At 54.7% G+C, this 16,393-nt stretch carries 13 protein-coding genes; 11 read left to right on the forward strand and 2 right to left on the reverse strand.

All coding sequences use genetic code 11. The annotated features are described in order from the left end of the window. The first annotated feature begins 232 nt into the window (after positions 1–232). The gene (locus tag FJU30_RS09515; RefSeq protein ID WP_223881549.1) at positions 233–1,150 is read left to right on the forward strand and encodes a nuclear transport factor 2 family protein; all 918 of its coding nucleotides are present in this window, start codon (positions 233–235) and stop codon (positions 1,148–1,150) included. Positions 1,151–1,497: 347 nt separating this feature from the next. Here the strand turns inward: FJU30_RS09515 and FJU30_RS09520 are convergent, their stop codons facing one another. Continuing rightward, positions 1,498–2,217: a cysteate racemase gene (locus FJU30_RS09520; protein ID WP_150434741.1), complete on the reverse strand. Its 720-nt coding sequence runs from the start codon at positions 2,215–2,217 to the stop codon at positions 1,498–1,500. 302 nt (positions 2,218–2,519) lie between these two features. Here FJU30_RS09520 and hypT point away from each other — a divergent pair, with 302 nt between their 5' ends. Continuing rightward, the gene (gene hypT / locus FJU30_RS09525; protein ID WP_150434742.1) at positions 2,520–3,410 is read left to right on the forward strand and encodes a hypochlorite stress DNA-binding transcriptional regulator HypT; all 891 of its coding nucleotides are present in this window, start codon (positions 2,520–2,522) and stop codon (positions 3,408–3,410) included. Positions 3,411–3,555: 145 nt separating this feature from the next. Here hypT and FJU30_RS09530 read toward each other — a convergent pair whose 3' ends face one another. After that, on the reverse strand, positions 3,556–4,845 hold the full coding sequence (locus FJU30_RS09530; protein ID WP_150434743.1) for a dicarboxylate/amino acid:cation symporter: 1,290 nt from the start codon (positions 4,843–4,845) through the stop codon (positions 3,556–3,558). A gap of 1,195 nt (positions 4,846–6,040) precedes the next feature. Here FJU30_RS09530 and FJU30_RS09535 point away from each other — a divergent pair. From FJU30_RS09535 to cbl, 9 genes are all read left to right on the forward strand, one after another. Further along, the gene (locus FJU30_RS09535; RefSeq protein WP_150434744.1) at positions 6,041–7,963 is read left to right on the forward strand and encodes an FTR1 family iron permease; all 1,923 of its coding nucleotides are present in this window, start codon (positions 6,041–6,043) and stop codon (positions 7,961–7,963) included. Between the two features lie 210 nt (positions 7,964–8,173). Next, on the forward strand, positions 8,174–8,701 hold the full coding sequence (locus FJU30_RS09540) for an iron transporter (protein WP_150434745.1): 528 nt from the start codon (positions 8,174–8,176) through the stop codon (positions 8,699–8,701). A gap of 109 nt (positions 8,702–8,810) precedes the next feature. Further along, entirely contained in the window at positions 8,811–10,211 is a 1,401-nt protein-coding gene (locus FJU30_RS09545; RefSeq protein WP_150434746.1) for a Fe-S-containing protein, read from the forward strand. A gap of 2 nt (positions 10,212–10,213) precedes the next feature. Then, positions 10,214–11,503 carry an ABC transporter permease gene (locus FJU30_RS09550; RefSeq protein ID WP_150434747.1) on the forward strand — a complete coding sequence of 430 codons (1,290 nt, stop codon included), beginning with the start codon at positions 10,214–10,216 and terminating at the stop codon, positions 11,501–11,503. Continuing rightward, on the forward strand, positions 11,493–12,632 hold the full coding sequence (locus FJU30_RS09555) for an ABC transporter permease (RefSeq protein WP_395858531.1): 1,140 nt from the start codon (positions 11,493–11,495) through the stop codon (positions 12,630–12,632). The genes FJU30_RS09550 and FJU30_RS09555 overlap by 11 nt, the downstream gene beginning before the upstream one ends. 4 nt (positions 12,633–12,636) lie before the next feature. After that, complete coding sequence (locus FJU30_RS09560) at positions 12,637–13,344, forward strand: ABC transporter ATP-binding protein (protein WP_150434748.1); 708 nt, start codon at positions 12,637–12,639, stop codon at positions 13,342–13,344. Continuing rightward, positions 13,331–13,828, forward strand: coding sequence for a TlpA family protein disulfide reductase (locus FJU30_RS09565; RefSeq protein ID WP_191091566.1), 498 nt, complete (start codon positions 13,331–13,333; stop codon positions 13,826–13,828). The genes FJU30_RS09560 and FJU30_RS09565 overlap by 14 nt, the downstream gene beginning before the upstream one ends. Then, positions 13,828–14,127: a c-type cytochrome gene (locus tag FJU30_RS09570; RefSeq protein WP_150434749.1), complete on the forward strand. Its 300-nt coding sequence runs from the start codon at positions 13,828–13,830 to the stop codon at positions 14,125–14,127. Before FJU30_RS09565 ends, FJU30_RS09570 begins: the two co-directional genes overlap by 1 nt. A gap of 799 nt (positions 14,128–14,926) precedes the next feature. Then, positions 14,927–15,880, forward strand: coding sequence for an HTH-type transcriptional regulator Cbl (cbl, locus tag FJU30_RS09575; RefSeq protein WP_150434750.1), 954 nt, complete (start codon positions 14,927–14,929; stop codon positions 15,878–15,880). Positions 15,881–16,393 lie beyond the last annotated feature (513 nt).

A 16,393-nucleotide genomic window follows, 5' to 3' on the forward strand; every position in this document is an offset into this window, starting at 1 on the left:
CAACACTTATGAGGAACTCATCCGAACGGGTATCTGTATTCTGAGCACGTGAAGGTTTGTTATCTACCAGAATCCAAACATTGAACATTCCGTAAGTTCATTGGAAAAGGCTGTTTATATTTTTTGGCAGCTGTTTACTGTTTTGGGAAAAAATATAAGCATCTTTTTCTCAACACTGTTGATATATCATCAACGAAAACTCACTGAGTTAATTAATAATGAGAGGTTTTATATGCATCAAGCTGAAAAAGATCTGACTGCGAAGGCATTTGGTTCTGCTCATAAAGCGAAATCCGTGAAAAGTCTGGCTGCCGGATTTATCGCAGCATCATTGCTGTTCAGCTGTGCTCAGGCATCAGCCAAAGAATCAACAAAGGTTGTTGATCTGAAGCCTATTGCTATAAAGGCGCAAAATGCCTTTTTCAAAGATTACAGTGAAACGGGCGTACGAAAATATTTTAATACTAATTATATTCAGCATAATCCAACGGTTCCTACAGGTATTGAGCCCGTTATTCAATTTTTACCGGTATTAAAGAAAAATGGAACGACCAGCACAACTCATCGCATCATTCAGGATGGTGAGTTTATTGTCATGCATAACACCTACGACAATGCTGAGGTTTTTGGGGCTCACAAAGTCGTTGCTTTTGATATATGGCGTTTTGAAAATGGTAAAGTAGCAGAACACTGGGATGCTATTAATCCTGTTGTGGAAAAAACGGCAAGCGGTCGTTCTCAGTATGATGGCCCTACCCAGGTAACGGACTTGGATAAAACCGATGCCAATAAAGCACTGGTTAAAAACTTCGTCAACGATGTTCTGTTGGGCAAAGCGCCACAGAAGATCACTGATTATATCAGCGCCAGAGAATACGATCAGCACAATATAAATGTCAAAGACGGTCTGACAGGCCTGCAGGAAGCCATCAAGGCGCTGAGTGCCAAAAATAATATGTTCCAGTATAAAACCGTACATAAAGTACTGGGTGAAGGTAACTTTGTTCTGACTCAGAGCGAAGGTGCATGGAATGGTAAACCACAAGCATTTTACGACTTATTCCGGCTCAAAGACGGTAAAATTGTGGAACACTGGGATATCATCCAGGAAATCCCGGCTAAATCAGCTAACAACAACACCATGTTCTAATTAACGCGCCACAAAGCGATTAGAAATAATCGCTTTGTGGTTATCCAGCCGCTGCGAGAGACGCACAGTACCCGCGCCAGGCTTTTCACTGACAATTCCGCCTGATGCTGTTGTATAAAACCGTATTTCACTTCAGGCGTATGGCGAAGCGGCTGGCCGCCTTTGGGAGGAGGGGCAGCGCCTTCTCCTGCTTGGCGAGTTGACGCCTGAGACGGGCAATTTTCGTGGTCAGTTACTGCTCATGTCCGGGCGCCGTGCTTTGTCGGCGTGGTTTACTTCTGCAGGCGTAAAGCTGACAATCGTGCAGGCCGGGCTGCGCCGATACGACCGCCGAAGAGTCGATAATTTTACTCTGCCGGCGCCGACTCTCGCGGCTGGTGTGCGAAATACCAGTTTACCGTCTGCCTGACCAGTTCTTCGGTGGCGTCGATATAGTTTTCTGGTCGCGTGCGGATGTCGGCAGCAAGAATAAGTGGAATCTCGCTACAGCCCAGAATGATTTTATCCACGCCATCGGCCAGCATGCGCTCTTTTATCGGATTCAGCAGACGCTGCGCCTCTTCTTCCCGTCCACCTTTCAGGGCGTAGATCGCCGCCATGACCTGCTGCTGCTGATTATCGCGGGGCGTAAGGCACTCCGCGCCGCTCTCCTGTAGCTTGCGTTGATAAATTCGCGCCTGGACGGTCGCCGTGGTCGCCAGCAGCCCCACTTTATTTATCCGGTAGCGATGGATTGCGGCGCAGGCGGCATCGATGATGCTGATCATATCGACCCGACTCCGGGATTTTATTTCATCAAACCAATAATGTGCGGTATTGCACGGTATGATAATGCAGTTAGCGCCTGCATTTTCCAGAATTCGCATATATTGAATCATTTTTTTCAGCGGGGAAAGACCATGATGCAGGATACATTGAGTTCGGTCAGGAATATCCGGAATGGAAACGGCAATAACCGGAATATGTTGCTGGTCGCTTAACGCCGGCGTGTTTCTGATCAATTTATGCATTGCGTCGACGGTGGCGCCTGGCCCCATTCCGCCCAGTATGCCAATCATATTGTTCATGTTATTTGTCCGTTGCTGATATAATTATCTGTTTTCTGACTTTCCGTTCCGGAAATAAAATAATAAGAGTTATATCTGTTCTCTGTTATTAATAAATAACAGACAGTATATTTTTTTATCGCGTTTAGTCGCCGCGTCAGGCGCGTTCTGTCCAGAAAATATGTTGGTACAGATAGTCGCATAATCAGTAAAAATGTGAATTGCTAAAAAAACATCCCCTATGTATGATTTGCATTTTTCTGTCCGGCATATTCTTTCTTCGGGATGTCGCCGGAGGCGCGGCAGGCACAGGGTGATGGGTAATGCTGAATAATATTGAAACAAAATGGCTGTATGACTTTATCACTCTGGAGGAGTGCCGCAGTTTCACTACGGCGGCGGAAAAAAGGAATATCTCGCAGTCATCGTTCAGCCGGCGCATTCGCGCGCTGGAGGATGCCGTAGGGTTCGATATCTTTGACCGGCGCTCCTCGCCGCTGCAGCTTACTGAGCCGGGGCGCGTATTTCATGCCCATATCCGCAACAGTCTGGACGATCTGGAATATCAGTTACATAAGCTGCGCGGCGGCAGCCATTACCGCAATAAAATTACTATCGCCGCCGCGCACTCTTTGTCGGTGTTTATTATGCCGGAGCTATTAAAAGACGTGCCGGAAATGCAGGAAAAGATATTCTATGTCGAATCTATCGATGTGGATGAGGCGGTATTGAATCTTAAAGAGGGGCGCAGCGATTTTATTTTCTCATTTTATAATGAAGAGCTAATGGCCGCGCCTTTTATGCACGAAAAGATCCTTGAGTCGCGCCTGTATCCGGTGTGCGCATGCGATGCGCAGGGAAAGGCGCTATTCGATATTCAGACTGCACCGCTTCCGTTACTTAATTACACGGAAAATAGCTATATGGGACGTCAGGTATCGCGTTATATTTCCACTACCGGTCGGGATAAATTTACCGTGACCTTCGTTTCATCCATGAGCGATTTGCTGAAGAGAATGGTAAAAAATGGCTATGGCATCGCCTGGCTGCCCGATTATTCGATTCAGCGCGAGTTGGAAAATAAAGAGCTTGTCATTCTCGATATGAATAAAGCGGTAATGAACATGAGCGCCTATGTGTACCGGCTGGATGCGCGGCTGAATATGTCATCAGAGAAGTTCTGGCGTCATATCAAGAATGTGTATACCCGTTAATGCAACGGCGTGGTGCGCGGCCAGGAGCGCCATGGTCGGAGAGCGCAGGAATGATGCGGCAAAGGCGAGTGGCGGAAAACCGGGCGGCGGGGTGAACACGCTTAGCGGCCGGTCGCCGCTAAGCGTTGCGCTTGTTTATTTGGCGCTATTTTACCTGTTCGGCGTAGACCTGTTCCGGCTCGCTTTCATGCTCCGGGTGGTCGCCGTGCTTTTTCTCCAGGCTGGCGACGACCGCCGTAGAGATACTGTTGCCTACCACATTCGTCGCGGTACGCCCCATATCGAGGAACTGATCGATCCCGATAATCAACAGGATACCGGCTTCCGGCAAGTTGAACATCGGTAGCGTGGCCGCCACCACCACTACGGAAGCGCGCGCGACGCCGGCCATGCCCTTGCTGGTAAGCATCAGCGTCAGCAGGATTAGTACCTGTTCGGTCAGGCTCAGATCAATATTATAGGCCTGGGCGATAAACAGAATGGCAAACGACTGGTACATCATTGAACCGTCGAGGTTGAACGAGTAGCCCAGCGGCAGTACAAAACTGCTGATCTTTTTCGGTACGCCGAATTTGTCCAGCGCCTCCATGGTTTTCGGATAGGCTGATTCGCTGCTGGCGGTGGCGAAAGCCAGCATGGTGGGTTCACGGATCAGTTTACCGAGAATAACGATGGATTTGCCGAGGAACAGATAGCCGATAAAGAACAGTACGCTCCACAGTATGACCAGACCAAGGTAGAACTCGCCAATCAGTCGGCCATAGTCGTAAATCAGCCCCAGCCCTTGCTGCGTGACCGCAGAAGCGATGGCGGCGAACACGGCGATCGGCGCCAGGCCCATCACATAGTCGGTGACGCGGAACATAACTTTCGCCAGTTCGCCGATGACTTTCTCAATCGCCGAGCCGGACGCGCTTTTGCCTTTGACAAAGGCGAGGGCGGAACCGAAGAAGATGGAAAAGACCAGAATCTGCAGAATTTCGTTATTGGCCATGGCCTCCACGATGCTGCGCGGAAAAATATGGCTGATGAAGGTCTTCAACGTAAAGCCGTCGGTATTCAGACCTGTAGCGACGTGATCATTGACCGGAATGGTCAAATTCATGTCGCTGCCCGGCTGGAAGAGGTTGGCCAGCGCCATACCGATAATCAGCGACAGCAACGATGCGCTGACGAACCAAATCATGGCTTTCAGGCTGATGCGGCCAACGGCCGAGGAGTTGCCCATACTCGACAGGCCGGATACCAGAGTGGCGAATACCAGCGGTGCGATGATCATCTTAATCAAACGTAAGAAGATGTCCGTTACCAGATTAAAGTAAGAAGACACTTCCTTTGCCAGACCCTGCTCTAAATAATGGTGACAAATCCAGCCCGCCAGTATCCCCAGAATGATAGCCAGCGCTATCTGTATTACTAACTTCTGCCGCCGCATACAAACCTCTTGTTGATGAATGAATCTCAGACGATTACCGTGATGTTCTGATAACTGGCCCATCGGGCCCACGTACCGCTATACCCGTTATACTTCATGCTGCAGGCGCGCTGTTCAAAACGACAGCGTTTGCCCTGCGCCCCAAATGATGTGGAGCTGTTATGTCAGCCCGGGCAGTAACCGAATTTTGTCGCCTGTGCCGCCCGTCAGGCGCCTTGCCTTATTTACCTGCGGTTAATTCAGGCATTGGCCGGACACGGAAAAACAAACAGTCTGTCTGCGACAGCGCTGCTGGCCGGCCTGATATTCGGGGGAGTCTATCTATACCTTTCACTTTTCAAGTCGCAGATTGACTGGCTGCTTCGTTATCGGCCCTTCCCGGGGCCGCGGCAATCCACATCTAAATCCGCGCCGGGCTGACGGTCACTCTGGCCGCCCGGTTTACATAATCTCTCCTGAGAATCGTTCGCGTGCCGCTTCCCTGCACCTTGAAATTTGAGGGGTACATTATCGATTTGTTGTCTATTACAGACAAAGTGGGAGCGTGATAATGATGATTTTCTGTCCACTACTGCCGTACTTTTAATAAGGGCAATATGTTGTACCTTTTTCTGCTTTGAGAGGAAATGCAAATGAAAGCACGGTTATGCAAAATTTGCATGACAAAGCTTATTTTATCGTGAAAAACGGAAATGACGATAAAGTGAGCATGCTAATGATATGATTTTTATATTGTTGTATTTTTTTTGCTCTCAGTGACTTTAATTAGTTACTAATCCTGATATTTTTCTCTGCTTCAGGCAGACGAAACACTGCGCGGCGCGTTATCCGCAGAATAATTGTATGGCGATGCATCCGGACAGGGATTAATCGCTGTCGTCCGGCCAGCGGTATAGACGCGCCTCGTCCGACGGAGCGTAAACCGCTCTCGCCCCTGGCGTCGCCAGGCTTTCAGTTAGTCGCCAGTCTGCCGTATGTCGGAGCGCTTGCCGCCACGGCCGGTCTTCGATCGCTCCGGGCGTAATTATTCCGGCCTTTTGACAATACAGCAGGATGTTCCGGGGCCGTACTGGAGTCGAAAAGGGAAGGGGGACTTCTTCAGCCTGCCGTTCTGTTTTTATGACCTGAGTCAATATTTCTTGCGGAAGGTAAGTGATAATGAAAACAGCTCTCATTGGAATGCCGTTTTCTACTTATGTCTATCTGGCGAAAAACACTTGTTCTGTGTTACTGGCTTCTGACCTGTTCTATGGCCGTGGCCGCAACGGATTATCAACCCTTCATTCAGGATATCCAGGGGCGTCTGGATAAGACTGCCGCGCTCTATCAGCAGCAGAAAACCGATGAAGCGCGCACCGAAGTGCAGATGGCCTACTTTGAGGTGTTTGAAAATCTTGAAGGCCCAATCCGCATCAATATCTCCGCACAAAAAAGCTACCAGCTGGAGGCCACCTTCGGCGAAATCAGGCGAATGATTAGCGTCGGTCAGCCGCAGGCTGAGGTGCAGGCCAAAATAAACTGGCTGAAAACGGAGCTGGATAACGTCCTGCCGGTCCTGTCCGACGGTCATCGTCTGGTGGCTCAGCAACAACACGGCGCCTACGACAACAACGACATCGCGCTTTACTGGCAGCAGAGTTTTAAGACCATCGACGATCTGCTGGCCGAAGCGGTCAGCCAGTATCAAAGCGGCGACTACCCGAAGGCCAGTCAGAGCGTACAGCAGGCGCACTATCAGGGCTTCAAGAACTCCGAAATGGAAATGTCGGTGCGGCAGAATCGCTCCTCCCGACAGGCGGCGGCCATTAACCAGCAGTTTAGCGCGTTGATCGCGCTGACCGCCCGGCCGGATCAGATGTCCGAAGTGGCGTATCGCGTTACCGAGCTGCTGCAGGATATTGAAGATGTGTTGCCCGGTTTACCTACTACGCGCGATTCCCAGCCGGTTTCCGCTCAGCCGGCGGCGCAGGCCGACAGCGCGGTCGACGCGGCAGCGGCGCCGGACGCCAACTGGGCGCAGGTATCGTCCAATATTAATCAGGCCATTGGCGCCGCCATCGACCAGTACCGGGGCGGTCAGGCGAAGGCGGCCATGATGGCGGTGCAGGACGCCTATTTCGACCTGTTTGAAGCCAGCGGGATGGAAAACAAAATCGGCTCGCGCGATGCGACGTTTAAATCCACGCTGGAAGGCTACTTCACCCGATTGGTCAGCCTGATGAAGGCGGGCCAGCCGATTGAACAGATAGAAGCGCAGGCGCAGGCGCTGCAGTCCGATCTGGCCAACGCCGTCGCCATGCTGGGCGAGGGCGGCGAAACCCACTGGAGCCTGCTGCTTTATAGCCTGATGATCATCGTGCGAGAGGGGCTGGAAGCTCTGCTAATCGTGGCTGCGATAGTCGCCTATCTGGTGAAAAACAATCAACAGGATAAGCTGGCGCTGATCCGCCAGTCGGTGTACGTCGCGCTGCTGTGCAGCGTGATTACCGCGGTGATTTTCCAACTGGTGTTCACCAACGCCGGCGCCAGCAGGGAGATGCTGGAGGGCATCACCATGCTGATTGCCGTAGTGATGCTGTTCTTCATGAGTTACTGGCTGCTGTCGAAAGTCGAGGCGCGTCACTGGAAGGCTTATCTGGAAGGCAAATTATCGCATTCGCTTAACAGCGGCTCGATGCTCGGGCTGTGGCTGACCAGTTTCCTGGCCGTTTATCGCGAAGGGGCGGAAACGGTTCTGTTCTATTACGCGCTGGTTGGCGACGCCAGCAATACCGCCGGTCATCTGTCCATTTTGGCCGGCTTTCTGATTGGCTGCGTGATTCTGTTTATCGCTTATCTTTTAATGCGCTACACCGTGGTGAAGTTGCCGCTCAAGCCATTCTTCATGTTCACCGGCTGTTTTATGTATCTGATGGCGTTTGTCTTTGCCGGCAAAGGGGTGCTGGAGCTGATCGAAGGCAAACTGTTCGAGCCGACCCTGTTGAGCGGCGTGCCGGAGCTGAGCTGGCTGGGTATCTATCCCTATGTGGAAACCCTGATCCCGCAGGTGATCCTGCTGGCGGCGGCGCTGGCGGCGCTGTGGTTTATGCGGCGGCGTAACACGGCCGGCGTAGCGTAATTTTTAATACTGGAAGTAGTAGTACGGTACAAGCCAAAACGACAAAAATACGTCATCCAATAGATTTCAGGGAACAGAACGGCGAAAGGCGATCGGATATCCCCGGCGGTTCAGGTCACGTATGGTGACGGGGAAGAGAATCGGACCGGCGCTCAGGCAACCTGAACATTAACGGGTGCACATGACTTTGATGACAAGAGGATGAACCAGATGAACCTGAAGAAAAGCATGATCGCCAGCGCCGTGGTCGCCGCTATTGTTACTGCGCCGGCCGCATTCGCTTTCAAAGAGTATCCTGCCGGCGAACCGGTCACTATTAACGAACTGGAAATCGCGGCCGTTTATCTGCAGCCGATCGATATGGAGCCGCGCGGCATGGGGCTGCCGGCCGCTAAAGCCGATATTCACCTTGAAGCCGATATCCACGCGGTGGAAGGCAACAAAAACGGCTTTGGCGCCGGCGAATGGATGCCCTATCTGACCATTGCCTACACGCTGACCAATACCGACACCGGCGCTAAGCAGGAAGGCACCTTTATGCCGATGGTCGCCAGCGACGGCCCGCACTACGGCGCGAATATCAAGATGATGGGCGTGGGCAACTATAAGGTTACCTATCACATCGATCCGCCTTCCAAAGCCGGGATGCACCGCCACACCGACAGCGAAACCGGCGTGGGCCGCTGGTGGAAGCCTTTTGACGTCAGTTATGATTTCAAATATGTCGGCTTAGAGTGATCCCCGACGGCGATAGCGGTAAGGTTATTGCAGTTTACACCTGCGCAGGGCGAGCCGGAGAGCCGGACAGACTTTCCCTGCGCAGGTTTTCCTGTCCTGAGTGTGCGTCATGAGTTATTTCTTTGTTACTACGCTACAGGCGTTTTTACCCATAGCATTGCTGTGTGGTCTTAACTGGGTTCGCCGTTCTGAACCAGGCATCCGCCCGCTGGCGTGGATAACTCTGCTGGCGCTGGTCGCGGGCACCCTGTTCGGCGCACATCTTCCAAAAGGGCAACAGTCGCAGCTGATTCTGATCGTGATCCAGCTGGCCGCGCTGTTGCTGTTCCTGCTGAGTCAGCTGCTTTCTTCTCCCCGCGTGGGCTATCTGTGGCAGGCGCTGTTGACGGCCGGCGCCGCGCTGCATTGGGCGAGCGACCCGAATCTCGGTGCGCTGACCGCCACTCACGTGGTGAATACCGAACTGTTGCTTAACTTTAGCGCGGTGGCCGTGGCCTTCGGCTGGATTGCCTTCTGCGCTGTACTGTGCGCGATGATGACGCGTCGCCTCGCGCGGCTGCGCTGGCCGCTGCTGCTGGCTCTGGTCGCGCTGCTGGCGCTGCCGCTCAGCGGAAATTTGCTGCTATTACTGATGAAGCTGCAGGCGATCGGCCTGACGAAGCCGCGCCTGAGCTATGTGGCGCACGTAACCAACAGCGCGCCCTGGCTGGCTTACCTGAGCGCGCTGCTGCTGGCTGTGCTGCTGGCGTGCTATCTGCGCCCGCTGCTGCGTTTGCGGCGAAGCATCGCCGGCGTGCCGGGCGCGACGGAAAAACGCAAGGCGACGGCGGGGTATCGCAATGCGCGCCGCACCGTGCTGGCGACGGCGCTGGCGGCGCTGGTGATCGTGCTCGGCCAGCTATATTGGGACCAGGTGGCTTCGCAGCCGCCTCGTCTGTCCGAGGCGTTGCCGGTGAGCGTGGCGGCTGACGGGCTGGTGCATATTCCGATTGAGCAGGTGCGCGACGGCAAACTGCACCGCTTCGTGTGGGTAGCCGATGACGGTAAGGCCGTACGCTTCTTCGTGATTAATCGTTATCCCGACCGGCTGCGGCTGGGCGTGGTGTTTGACGCTTGTCTGCTGTGCGGCGATCAGGGCTACGTGATGGAGGGTAACCAGGTGATCTGCGTCGCCTGCGGCGTACATATTTTTATTCCCTCGATCGGTAAGGCCGGCGGCTGCAACCCGGTGCCGATCGAAGGCTGGCGCAATGATGAGAAAGAGCTGACCATCGCCAAAGCGGATTTAGCGACCGGCGTTAACTATTTCTCGACCATCGTTACTCTGCAGGTAATCGATCCGGTCGATGGTTCGCACCTCACGAACGTTAAAGCTGAACATAAATACAGCTATGGCGGCAAACTCTGGTTTTTCTCCTCCGAAGCGAACTACAACCGTTTCCGCGATAATCCCACGCAGTTTGTTCCGGCGGGCAGCGTGCAGCCGGATGATGCAACGGAGGAACAGTAACCATGTTATGGCGCATGTTACGTCAGTCGTGGCGCAGAAATATCCGGCGTAAGTCGCTGGCGGTGCTGACCGTGTTCCTCGCCGCTGGGCTGATTTCGGCCCTGCTGGCCGTATCGATCGATATCGGCGACAAGATGGCGCGCGAACTGAAATCCTACGGCGCCAATATCCTGATCGAACCGGCCGGCCAGGCGGCGCTGCCGGCGCTGTTCGGCGAGCACGGCAATCCGCTGGCCGGTCAGGATTTTTTGGACCAGGCCGAACTGCCCAATATTAAGGATATCTTTTGGCGTAACAATATCATCGGCTTCGCGCCGTTGCTGAGCGGCGAAGTCGTGGCGGGCAGCCAGACGATCAGCGTGCTGGGCACCTTCTTCGCGCAGCCGGTCGATGTGCCGGATGAAGAGGATTACCGCACCGGACAAAAAACGATTAGCCCTTACTGGCAGGTGGCGGGCGACTGGCCGGCGGAGCCGGTCGCGGAAGGGCTGCCGGTCGGCGCGCTGGCCGGTCAGCAACTGGCGCGCCAGAACGGCTGGCGCGTCGGCGATCGGCTGCATCTTTCCGGCAGCGGCGGCGCGGCGGATATCGTGATTAGCGGTATTCTGACCAGCGGCGGCGATGAGGAAGGGCGGCTGGTAATGCCGCTGGCGGCCGTCCAGTCGCTGCTCGGACTGGCCGGCAAGGTGCAGGCGATTCGCGTATCGGCGCTGACGGTGCCGGAAAACGATCTGTCGCGCCGGGCGCGCGAGAATCTGGACGCGCTGAACGCCGAAGAGTATGACCTGTGGTATTGCACCGCGTATGTATCGTCGATCGCCCATCAGCTGGAGGAAGCGATCTCCGGCTCGGTGGTGCGTCCGATCTGGCAGGTGGCGGCGTCCGAAGGGGTGGTGATCGATAAAATTCAGCTGTTGCTGGCGGTGGTGACCTTCGCCGCGCTGGTGGCATCGGCGATGGGCATTGCTTCGCTGATGACCAGCACCATCATGGAACGCTCGAAGGAAATTGGTCTGATGAAGGCGCTGGGCGCCAGGCAGTGGCAAATTATGCTGCTGTTTTACCTGGAAGCGGCGCTGAGCGGTCTGCTGGGCGGCGCCGCGGGCTGCGTCGCCGGCTGGGGGCTGGCGAAGGCCATAGGGTTGATGTTGTTCGGCCTGCCGCTCAGCTTCGCCTGGATCGTGATTCCGTGCGTGCTGGTGATTTCCGTACTGATCGCGCTGATCGGCACCTGGTTCCCGGCCCGGCGCATCGCCCGGCTGTACCCGGTGGAGGTGCTGTATGGCCGCTGATTCACGCTGGAACGGCATGTTCTGGCGCCTGGTGCTGCGGGCGCTGCGTCTGCGTTTACAACGGGTGGGCGTGGTTTTCGCCGCGCTGACCGTCGGCGCAGCGATCGTCACCGCCATGTCCGCCGTGTATTTTGATATCAACGCCAAAATGAGTCAGGAGTTGCGTACCTTCGGCGCCAACTTCTACATCGGGCCGCAGCACGGCAACGTCCTTGAACAGACGACCTTTCAGCCGATCATCGACAGCGCGCCGCCCGGGCTAATCAACGCGGCCAGTCCCTACCTGTACGGCATGGTGCGCACCGAACTGGAGAAAGTGGTGCTGATGGGCGTCTGGTTCGAATCCCTGCGCCAGCTGGCGCCCTATTGGCAGGTGACGGGCAACTGGATCGGCGTCAGCTTCGACGATCGCAACGCGATGATCGGCGTTCGGCTGGCGGAACGGCTCAATGTCCGGGTGGGCGACAGCGTGACTCTGACCGACGACGGCGCGCGTCAGCGTCTGCAGATTAAGGGCATCGTCGAGGCCGGCGACGCTACCGACAATATGCTGATCGTGAATCTGGAGCTGGCGCAGCGCTGGCTGCATCAGCCGGGGCGCATGAGCAATGCGCTGCTGAGCGTCAGCAACGACGTCGGTCAGGTCGATCGCTTTGCCGCCCGCCTGCAGTCGCAGTACCCGCAGCTGGAAATTCGGCCGATTCGTAAGGTCTCGGCCTCGGAAGGTCAGGTGCTGGATAAGATAAAGGGGCTGATGGGGCTGGTGTCGGTGGTGATTCTGGTGCTGTCCTCGTTGTGCGTCAACACTACGCTGATGGCGATAGTCGGGGAGCGGTCGCGCGAATTCGCACTGCAGAAGGCGCTTGGCGCCAGCGGGCGCGATATCATCCGCCAGATGCTGGCCGAGACCGCCATCATCGCGCTCGCGGCGGTGGCGTGCGGCGCGCTGCTGGGTTATCTGCTTGCGCAGGTGCTGGGCATGGCGGTGTTTAACGCGTCGATTACGCTGCGCGCGCCGGTCTTCCCGTTGACTCTGGTTTCGTCATTGCTGGTTGCCGCGCTGGCGGCCATTGTACCGACCCGGCGCGCCATCAGCGTTGAGCCGGCTAAAGTTTTGAAAGGAGAGTAGCGCTATGCCTGCCGCAGAGATTGATCGACAGACGCCGGACGCGGTGATCGAAACGCGTCGCCTGTATAAGCGTTTCGGGCAGATTACCGCGCTGGACGATATTAACATCCGCATCGGGCGCGGCGAGTTCGTCGCCATCATGGGCGCGTCGGGATCGGGTAAAACCACGCTGATGAATATTCTGACCTGTCTGGATACGGCGAGCGAAGGCCAGGTTTTACTGGACGGCACCGACGCCGCGGCGCTGGATGAAGAGGGCCGACGTCGCTTTCGCGCGGATAAAATTGGTCTGGTGTTTCAGCAGTTCCACCTGATCCCGTTTCTGACCGCGCTGGAGAACGTGATGCTGGCTCAGCACTACCATAGTATTGTGGATGAAGAGGCGGCGCGTCGGGTGCTGGCTCAGGTCGGGCTGGAGCCGCGCGTCGGGCATCTGCCCAGTCAGTTGTCCGGCGGCGAGCAGCAGCGCGTGTGCATCGCCCGCGCGCTGGTTAATGAGCCGCCGGTTATTTTCGCCGATGAGCCGACCGGCAACCTGGACGAAGAGAATGAGCAGCGGGTGTTGGATCTGCTGACCGATTTACACCAGCAGGGGCGCACTATCGTGATGGTGACCCATAATCCGGAACTGGGTCGCTTCGCCGACCGAATTATTCGTTTGCAGCACGGTAAGTATCTGGGAGAGGAGGTCAATCATCATGCGGTGGAATAACGCGGCAGCGATCGCTTTGCTGGCGGGGCTGTGCATGCTGGGCGGCTGTAAAGAAGAACGGGCCAGCGTCGGTCAGCCGGCGCCTGCGCTGGCGGCCTGGGATTTACAGGGACAACAGGTTGATTTGAATCGCTGGCAGGGTAAGAATGTTTACCTGAACTTCTGGTCCGCCGGCTGCGGCGGCTGCCTTGCCGAAATGGCGACGCTGGCTAAACTGAGTAAGCAGTACGGCGACCGGATCGTAGTGGTGGCGATCAATACCGATCCGGAAAGCGTGGATATTCAGCCGCTGTTGCAACAGCAGAAGATTGACTATCCGGTAGTGCGCGATCAACTCGGCATTAGCAAAGAACGTTATCAGGTGATCGGTACGCCGACGTCGTTTCTGATTAACGCGCAGGGTAAGGTGCTGGAACAGCATCAGGGCAGCAGGAACGAGCAGGCGCTCAGCGAATTGTTCCGGCGCGTCGCGCAGGGGGTATAATGAAAAAAGTGTGGGCCGCCGCCGGCCTGTTGTTCTTGAGCGCGCCGCTGCTGGCCGAACCGGTCGATGGCGGATTGAAATATAAGAAAGAGTGCGCCGGCTGCCATGGCCGGCAGGCGGATAAAAAGGCCTTCGATAAAGCGCCGCCGCTGATTTCGCTGTCGCAGGATGAGCTCGCCAGCGCGCTGACCGCCCGACGCGATGGTAAAGTCGAGGGCGCCGGCAACCGCGCCAAGGCCCATTTGAGCGATGAAGATATTAAAGCGCTGGCCGCCTATATCGCTACGCTGAAAAAGTAATTGCGCCGACAGCACATATATTCCTGCGCGCGGGTTAAGCCTGCGGCGGGGAATAACAAAGGCGTTATCCCTGGCGCCGGATGCGGTAATAGAATCGCCCGCCTGTAACTCTGATTGTTTAGCGTGTATGTCTACCTTCATGCTTTAAGTTGCAGACGCGTTGGCTTTACTACTCACCCGAACGCTTAGACTGTGTCCCGCAATTATCTGGTCGATGAAAAATTGCACAACCTCTGCCGGAGATCAGCAGTCAAAACGCACAAAAAAGATCAAAAAAACAAACAAAATTAATGCTGTTTTCTCATTGCCAGTCAGCGAAAATGAATTGCGGGACACCGCCTGGGCTCGCCCCTGCAGAGCCGCCGCTCGCGGCGTTCAACTCTGCTGCCGGCGAATTTGTCGCTTACTGCGGTAAACTGCCGGGGATTAATGAGAGATATCCCGTTTCTCACCGAAGGTCAGTCGTTGGCTGGACAAATCCGTTGCCGACGGATGTGTTTTTGCGTCGCCGTCTTGCTGCAACCGGAATTATTTAGGGCGTATATATTAAATTGCTATGATTAATAGCCAACTACGCTAACCGGCGTGCGTGATTAACGGGGGCATTGGCCGGTTTTTTATTAATACCATGAAAAATAAAGAACTCTCTGTCGGTGTTTTTCCCGCCGTTATCACTTCATCTGCCGTTGCGCTTTTCTTAGTATAAAAAAATATAACCAAAAATTTTTCTTTATTTGTCCTGACAGCCATTACTCCGTATGAATGCCTGTAATGAAGAACAGGACTGATGGAGAAAATAGTGAATTTTCAGCAACTGAAGATTATTCGGGAATCCGCCCGCTGCAATTATAATCTTACCGAGGTGGCGAATACTCTGTTTACCTCTCAGTCTGGCGTTAGCCGGCATATTCGTGAACTGGAAGAAGAACTGGGGATCGAAATTTTTGTCCGTCGCGGCAAACGTCTGCTGGGCATGACCGAGCCCGGCAAAGAACTGCTGGTGGTGGCCGAACGGATTCTGAACGATGCGAATAATCTGCGCCGGCTGGCGAATGTGTTTACCAATAATGAAACCGGCCAGCTGGCTATCGCCACCACCCATACGCAGGCGCGCTACAGTTTGCCTGGCGTTATCAAGGCGTTTCGCCAGCTCTATCCGCAGGTGCGGCTGGTGCTCAACCAGGGCAACCCGGATGAGATCGTGGCGATGCTGCGCTCCGGCGAAGCCGACATCGGCATCGCCAGCGAACAGCTGATGAATGATGAGTCGGTGGCCGCTTTTCCTTATTACCGCTGGCACCATGCCATTGTCGTGCCGGAAGGCCATCCGTTGGTCAGCGAGCCGGCGATTACCCTGGAACGGCTCAACGAACTGCCGCTGATTACCTATCGTCAGGGCATCACCGGCCGTTCGCGGCTGGACAAAGCGTTCGCCGCGGCGGGGCTGACGCCGGATATCGCGCTGAGCGCTCAGGACTCCGACGTGATTAAAACCTACGTCGAACTGGGCCTGGGCGTCGGCGTGCTGGCCGATATGTCGTGGGATCCGGTACGCGATAAGGGACTGGTGCGGATAAACGCCGAGCATCTGTTTGAAGCCAATACGGTCTGGCTGGGGCTCAAACGGGGGCAGTTACAACGTAACTATGCATGGAAATTCATCCAGTTGTGTAATTCCGATTTATCGCTGAGCGCCATCAAGGATAAGGTGTTCTCCGACGGCGAAGAGAGCGTTATCGATTATCAAATCTGAACCGGCCGGGGCGCCGCGCGAATAGCGCGCGATCAGCCCTGTACCCCGCCGGCAGCCGAATAGCGACGGTGATGATACCGTCGTTAACCCATCGCTAATCCCCGACGTTTACCGCCAGTTGTGTCCGCGCGGAGTGGCAGGCTATGCAGTTTTGCGCTAGCGCAAGGCGGCGAATTTAACAAATGCCTTGATTGTAATTTGTCATATATAGTACTATCTTGAGGCTTAACAATAGTTTATGCCGTAACTCACTGTTTTAAGTAAAGAATAATTTTTTTATACTTTGAATAATTATGCAGTCGTCTTTCATAAATAGAAGAGCGATTTTCGCCACTAACTGGTTATCTCCGCAAGCCAGGGAAGGAAAATGGACCCATGGATAGCGCCCATAACAGCAACTGCATTCTGATTCTCATCATTTCTTTTTTTCACTTATACCCCATCGTTTTCAGGATGCGGCAAACTTTTTCGCCTGCGGTCTGAGTAACAAAGGGTATACAGACGTCAGCACCT

It is taken from the genome of Affinibrenneria salicis (assembly GCF_008710095.1).

What these genes read in the sequence shown, in the direction of transcription:
- FJU30_RS09515 (WP_223881549.1), top strand. Translation starts at nt 233, where the DNA reads ATGCATCAAGCTGAAAAAGATCTGACTGCGAAGGCATTTGGTTCTGCT.
- FJU30_RS09520 (WP_150434741.1), bottom strand. Translation starts at nt 2,217, where the DNA reads ATGAACAATATGATTGGCATACTGGGCGGAATGGGGCCAGGCGCCACC.
- hypT (WP_150434742.1), top strand. Translation starts at nt 2,520, where the DNA reads ATGCTGAATAATATTGAAACAAAATGGCTGTATGACTTTATCACTCTG.
- FJU30_RS09530 (WP_150434743.1), bottom strand. Translation starts at nt 4,845, where the DNA reads ATGCGGCGGCAGAAGTTAGTAATACAGATAGCGCTGGCTATCATTCTG.
- FJU30_RS09535 (WP_150434744.1), top strand. Translation starts at nt 6,041, where the DNA reads ATGTCTATCTGGCGAAAAACACTTGTTCTGTGTTACTGGCTTCTGACC.
- FJU30_RS09540 (WP_150434745.1), top strand. Translation starts at nt 8,174, where the DNA reads ATGAACCTGAAGAAAAGCATGATCGCCAGCGCCGTGGTCGCCGCTATT.
- FJU30_RS09545 (WP_150434746.1), top strand. Translation starts at nt 8,811, where the DNA reads ATGAGTTATTTCTTTGTTACTACGCTACAGGCGTTTTTACCCATAGCA.
- FJU30_RS09550 (WP_150434747.1), top strand. Translation starts at nt 10,214, where the DNA reads ATGTTATGGCGCATGTTACGTCAGTCGTGGCGCAGAAATATCCGGCGT.
- FJU30_RS09555 (WP_395858531.1), top strand. Translation starts at nt 11,493, where the DNA reads ATGGCCGCTGATTCACGCTGGAACGGCATGTTCTGGCGCCTGGTGCTG.
- FJU30_RS09560 (WP_150434748.1), top strand. Translation starts at nt 12,637, where the DNA reads ATGCCTGCCGCAGAGATTGATCGACAGACGCCGGACGCGGTGATCGAA.
- FJU30_RS09565 (WP_191091566.1), top strand. Translation starts at nt 13,331, where the DNA reads ATGCGGTGGAATAACGCGGCAGCGATCGCTTTGCTGGCGGGGCTGTGC.
- FJU30_RS09570 (WP_150434749.1), top strand. Translation starts at nt 13,828, where the DNA reads ATGAAAAAAGTGTGGGCCGCCGCCGGCCTGTTGTTCTTGAGCGCGCCG.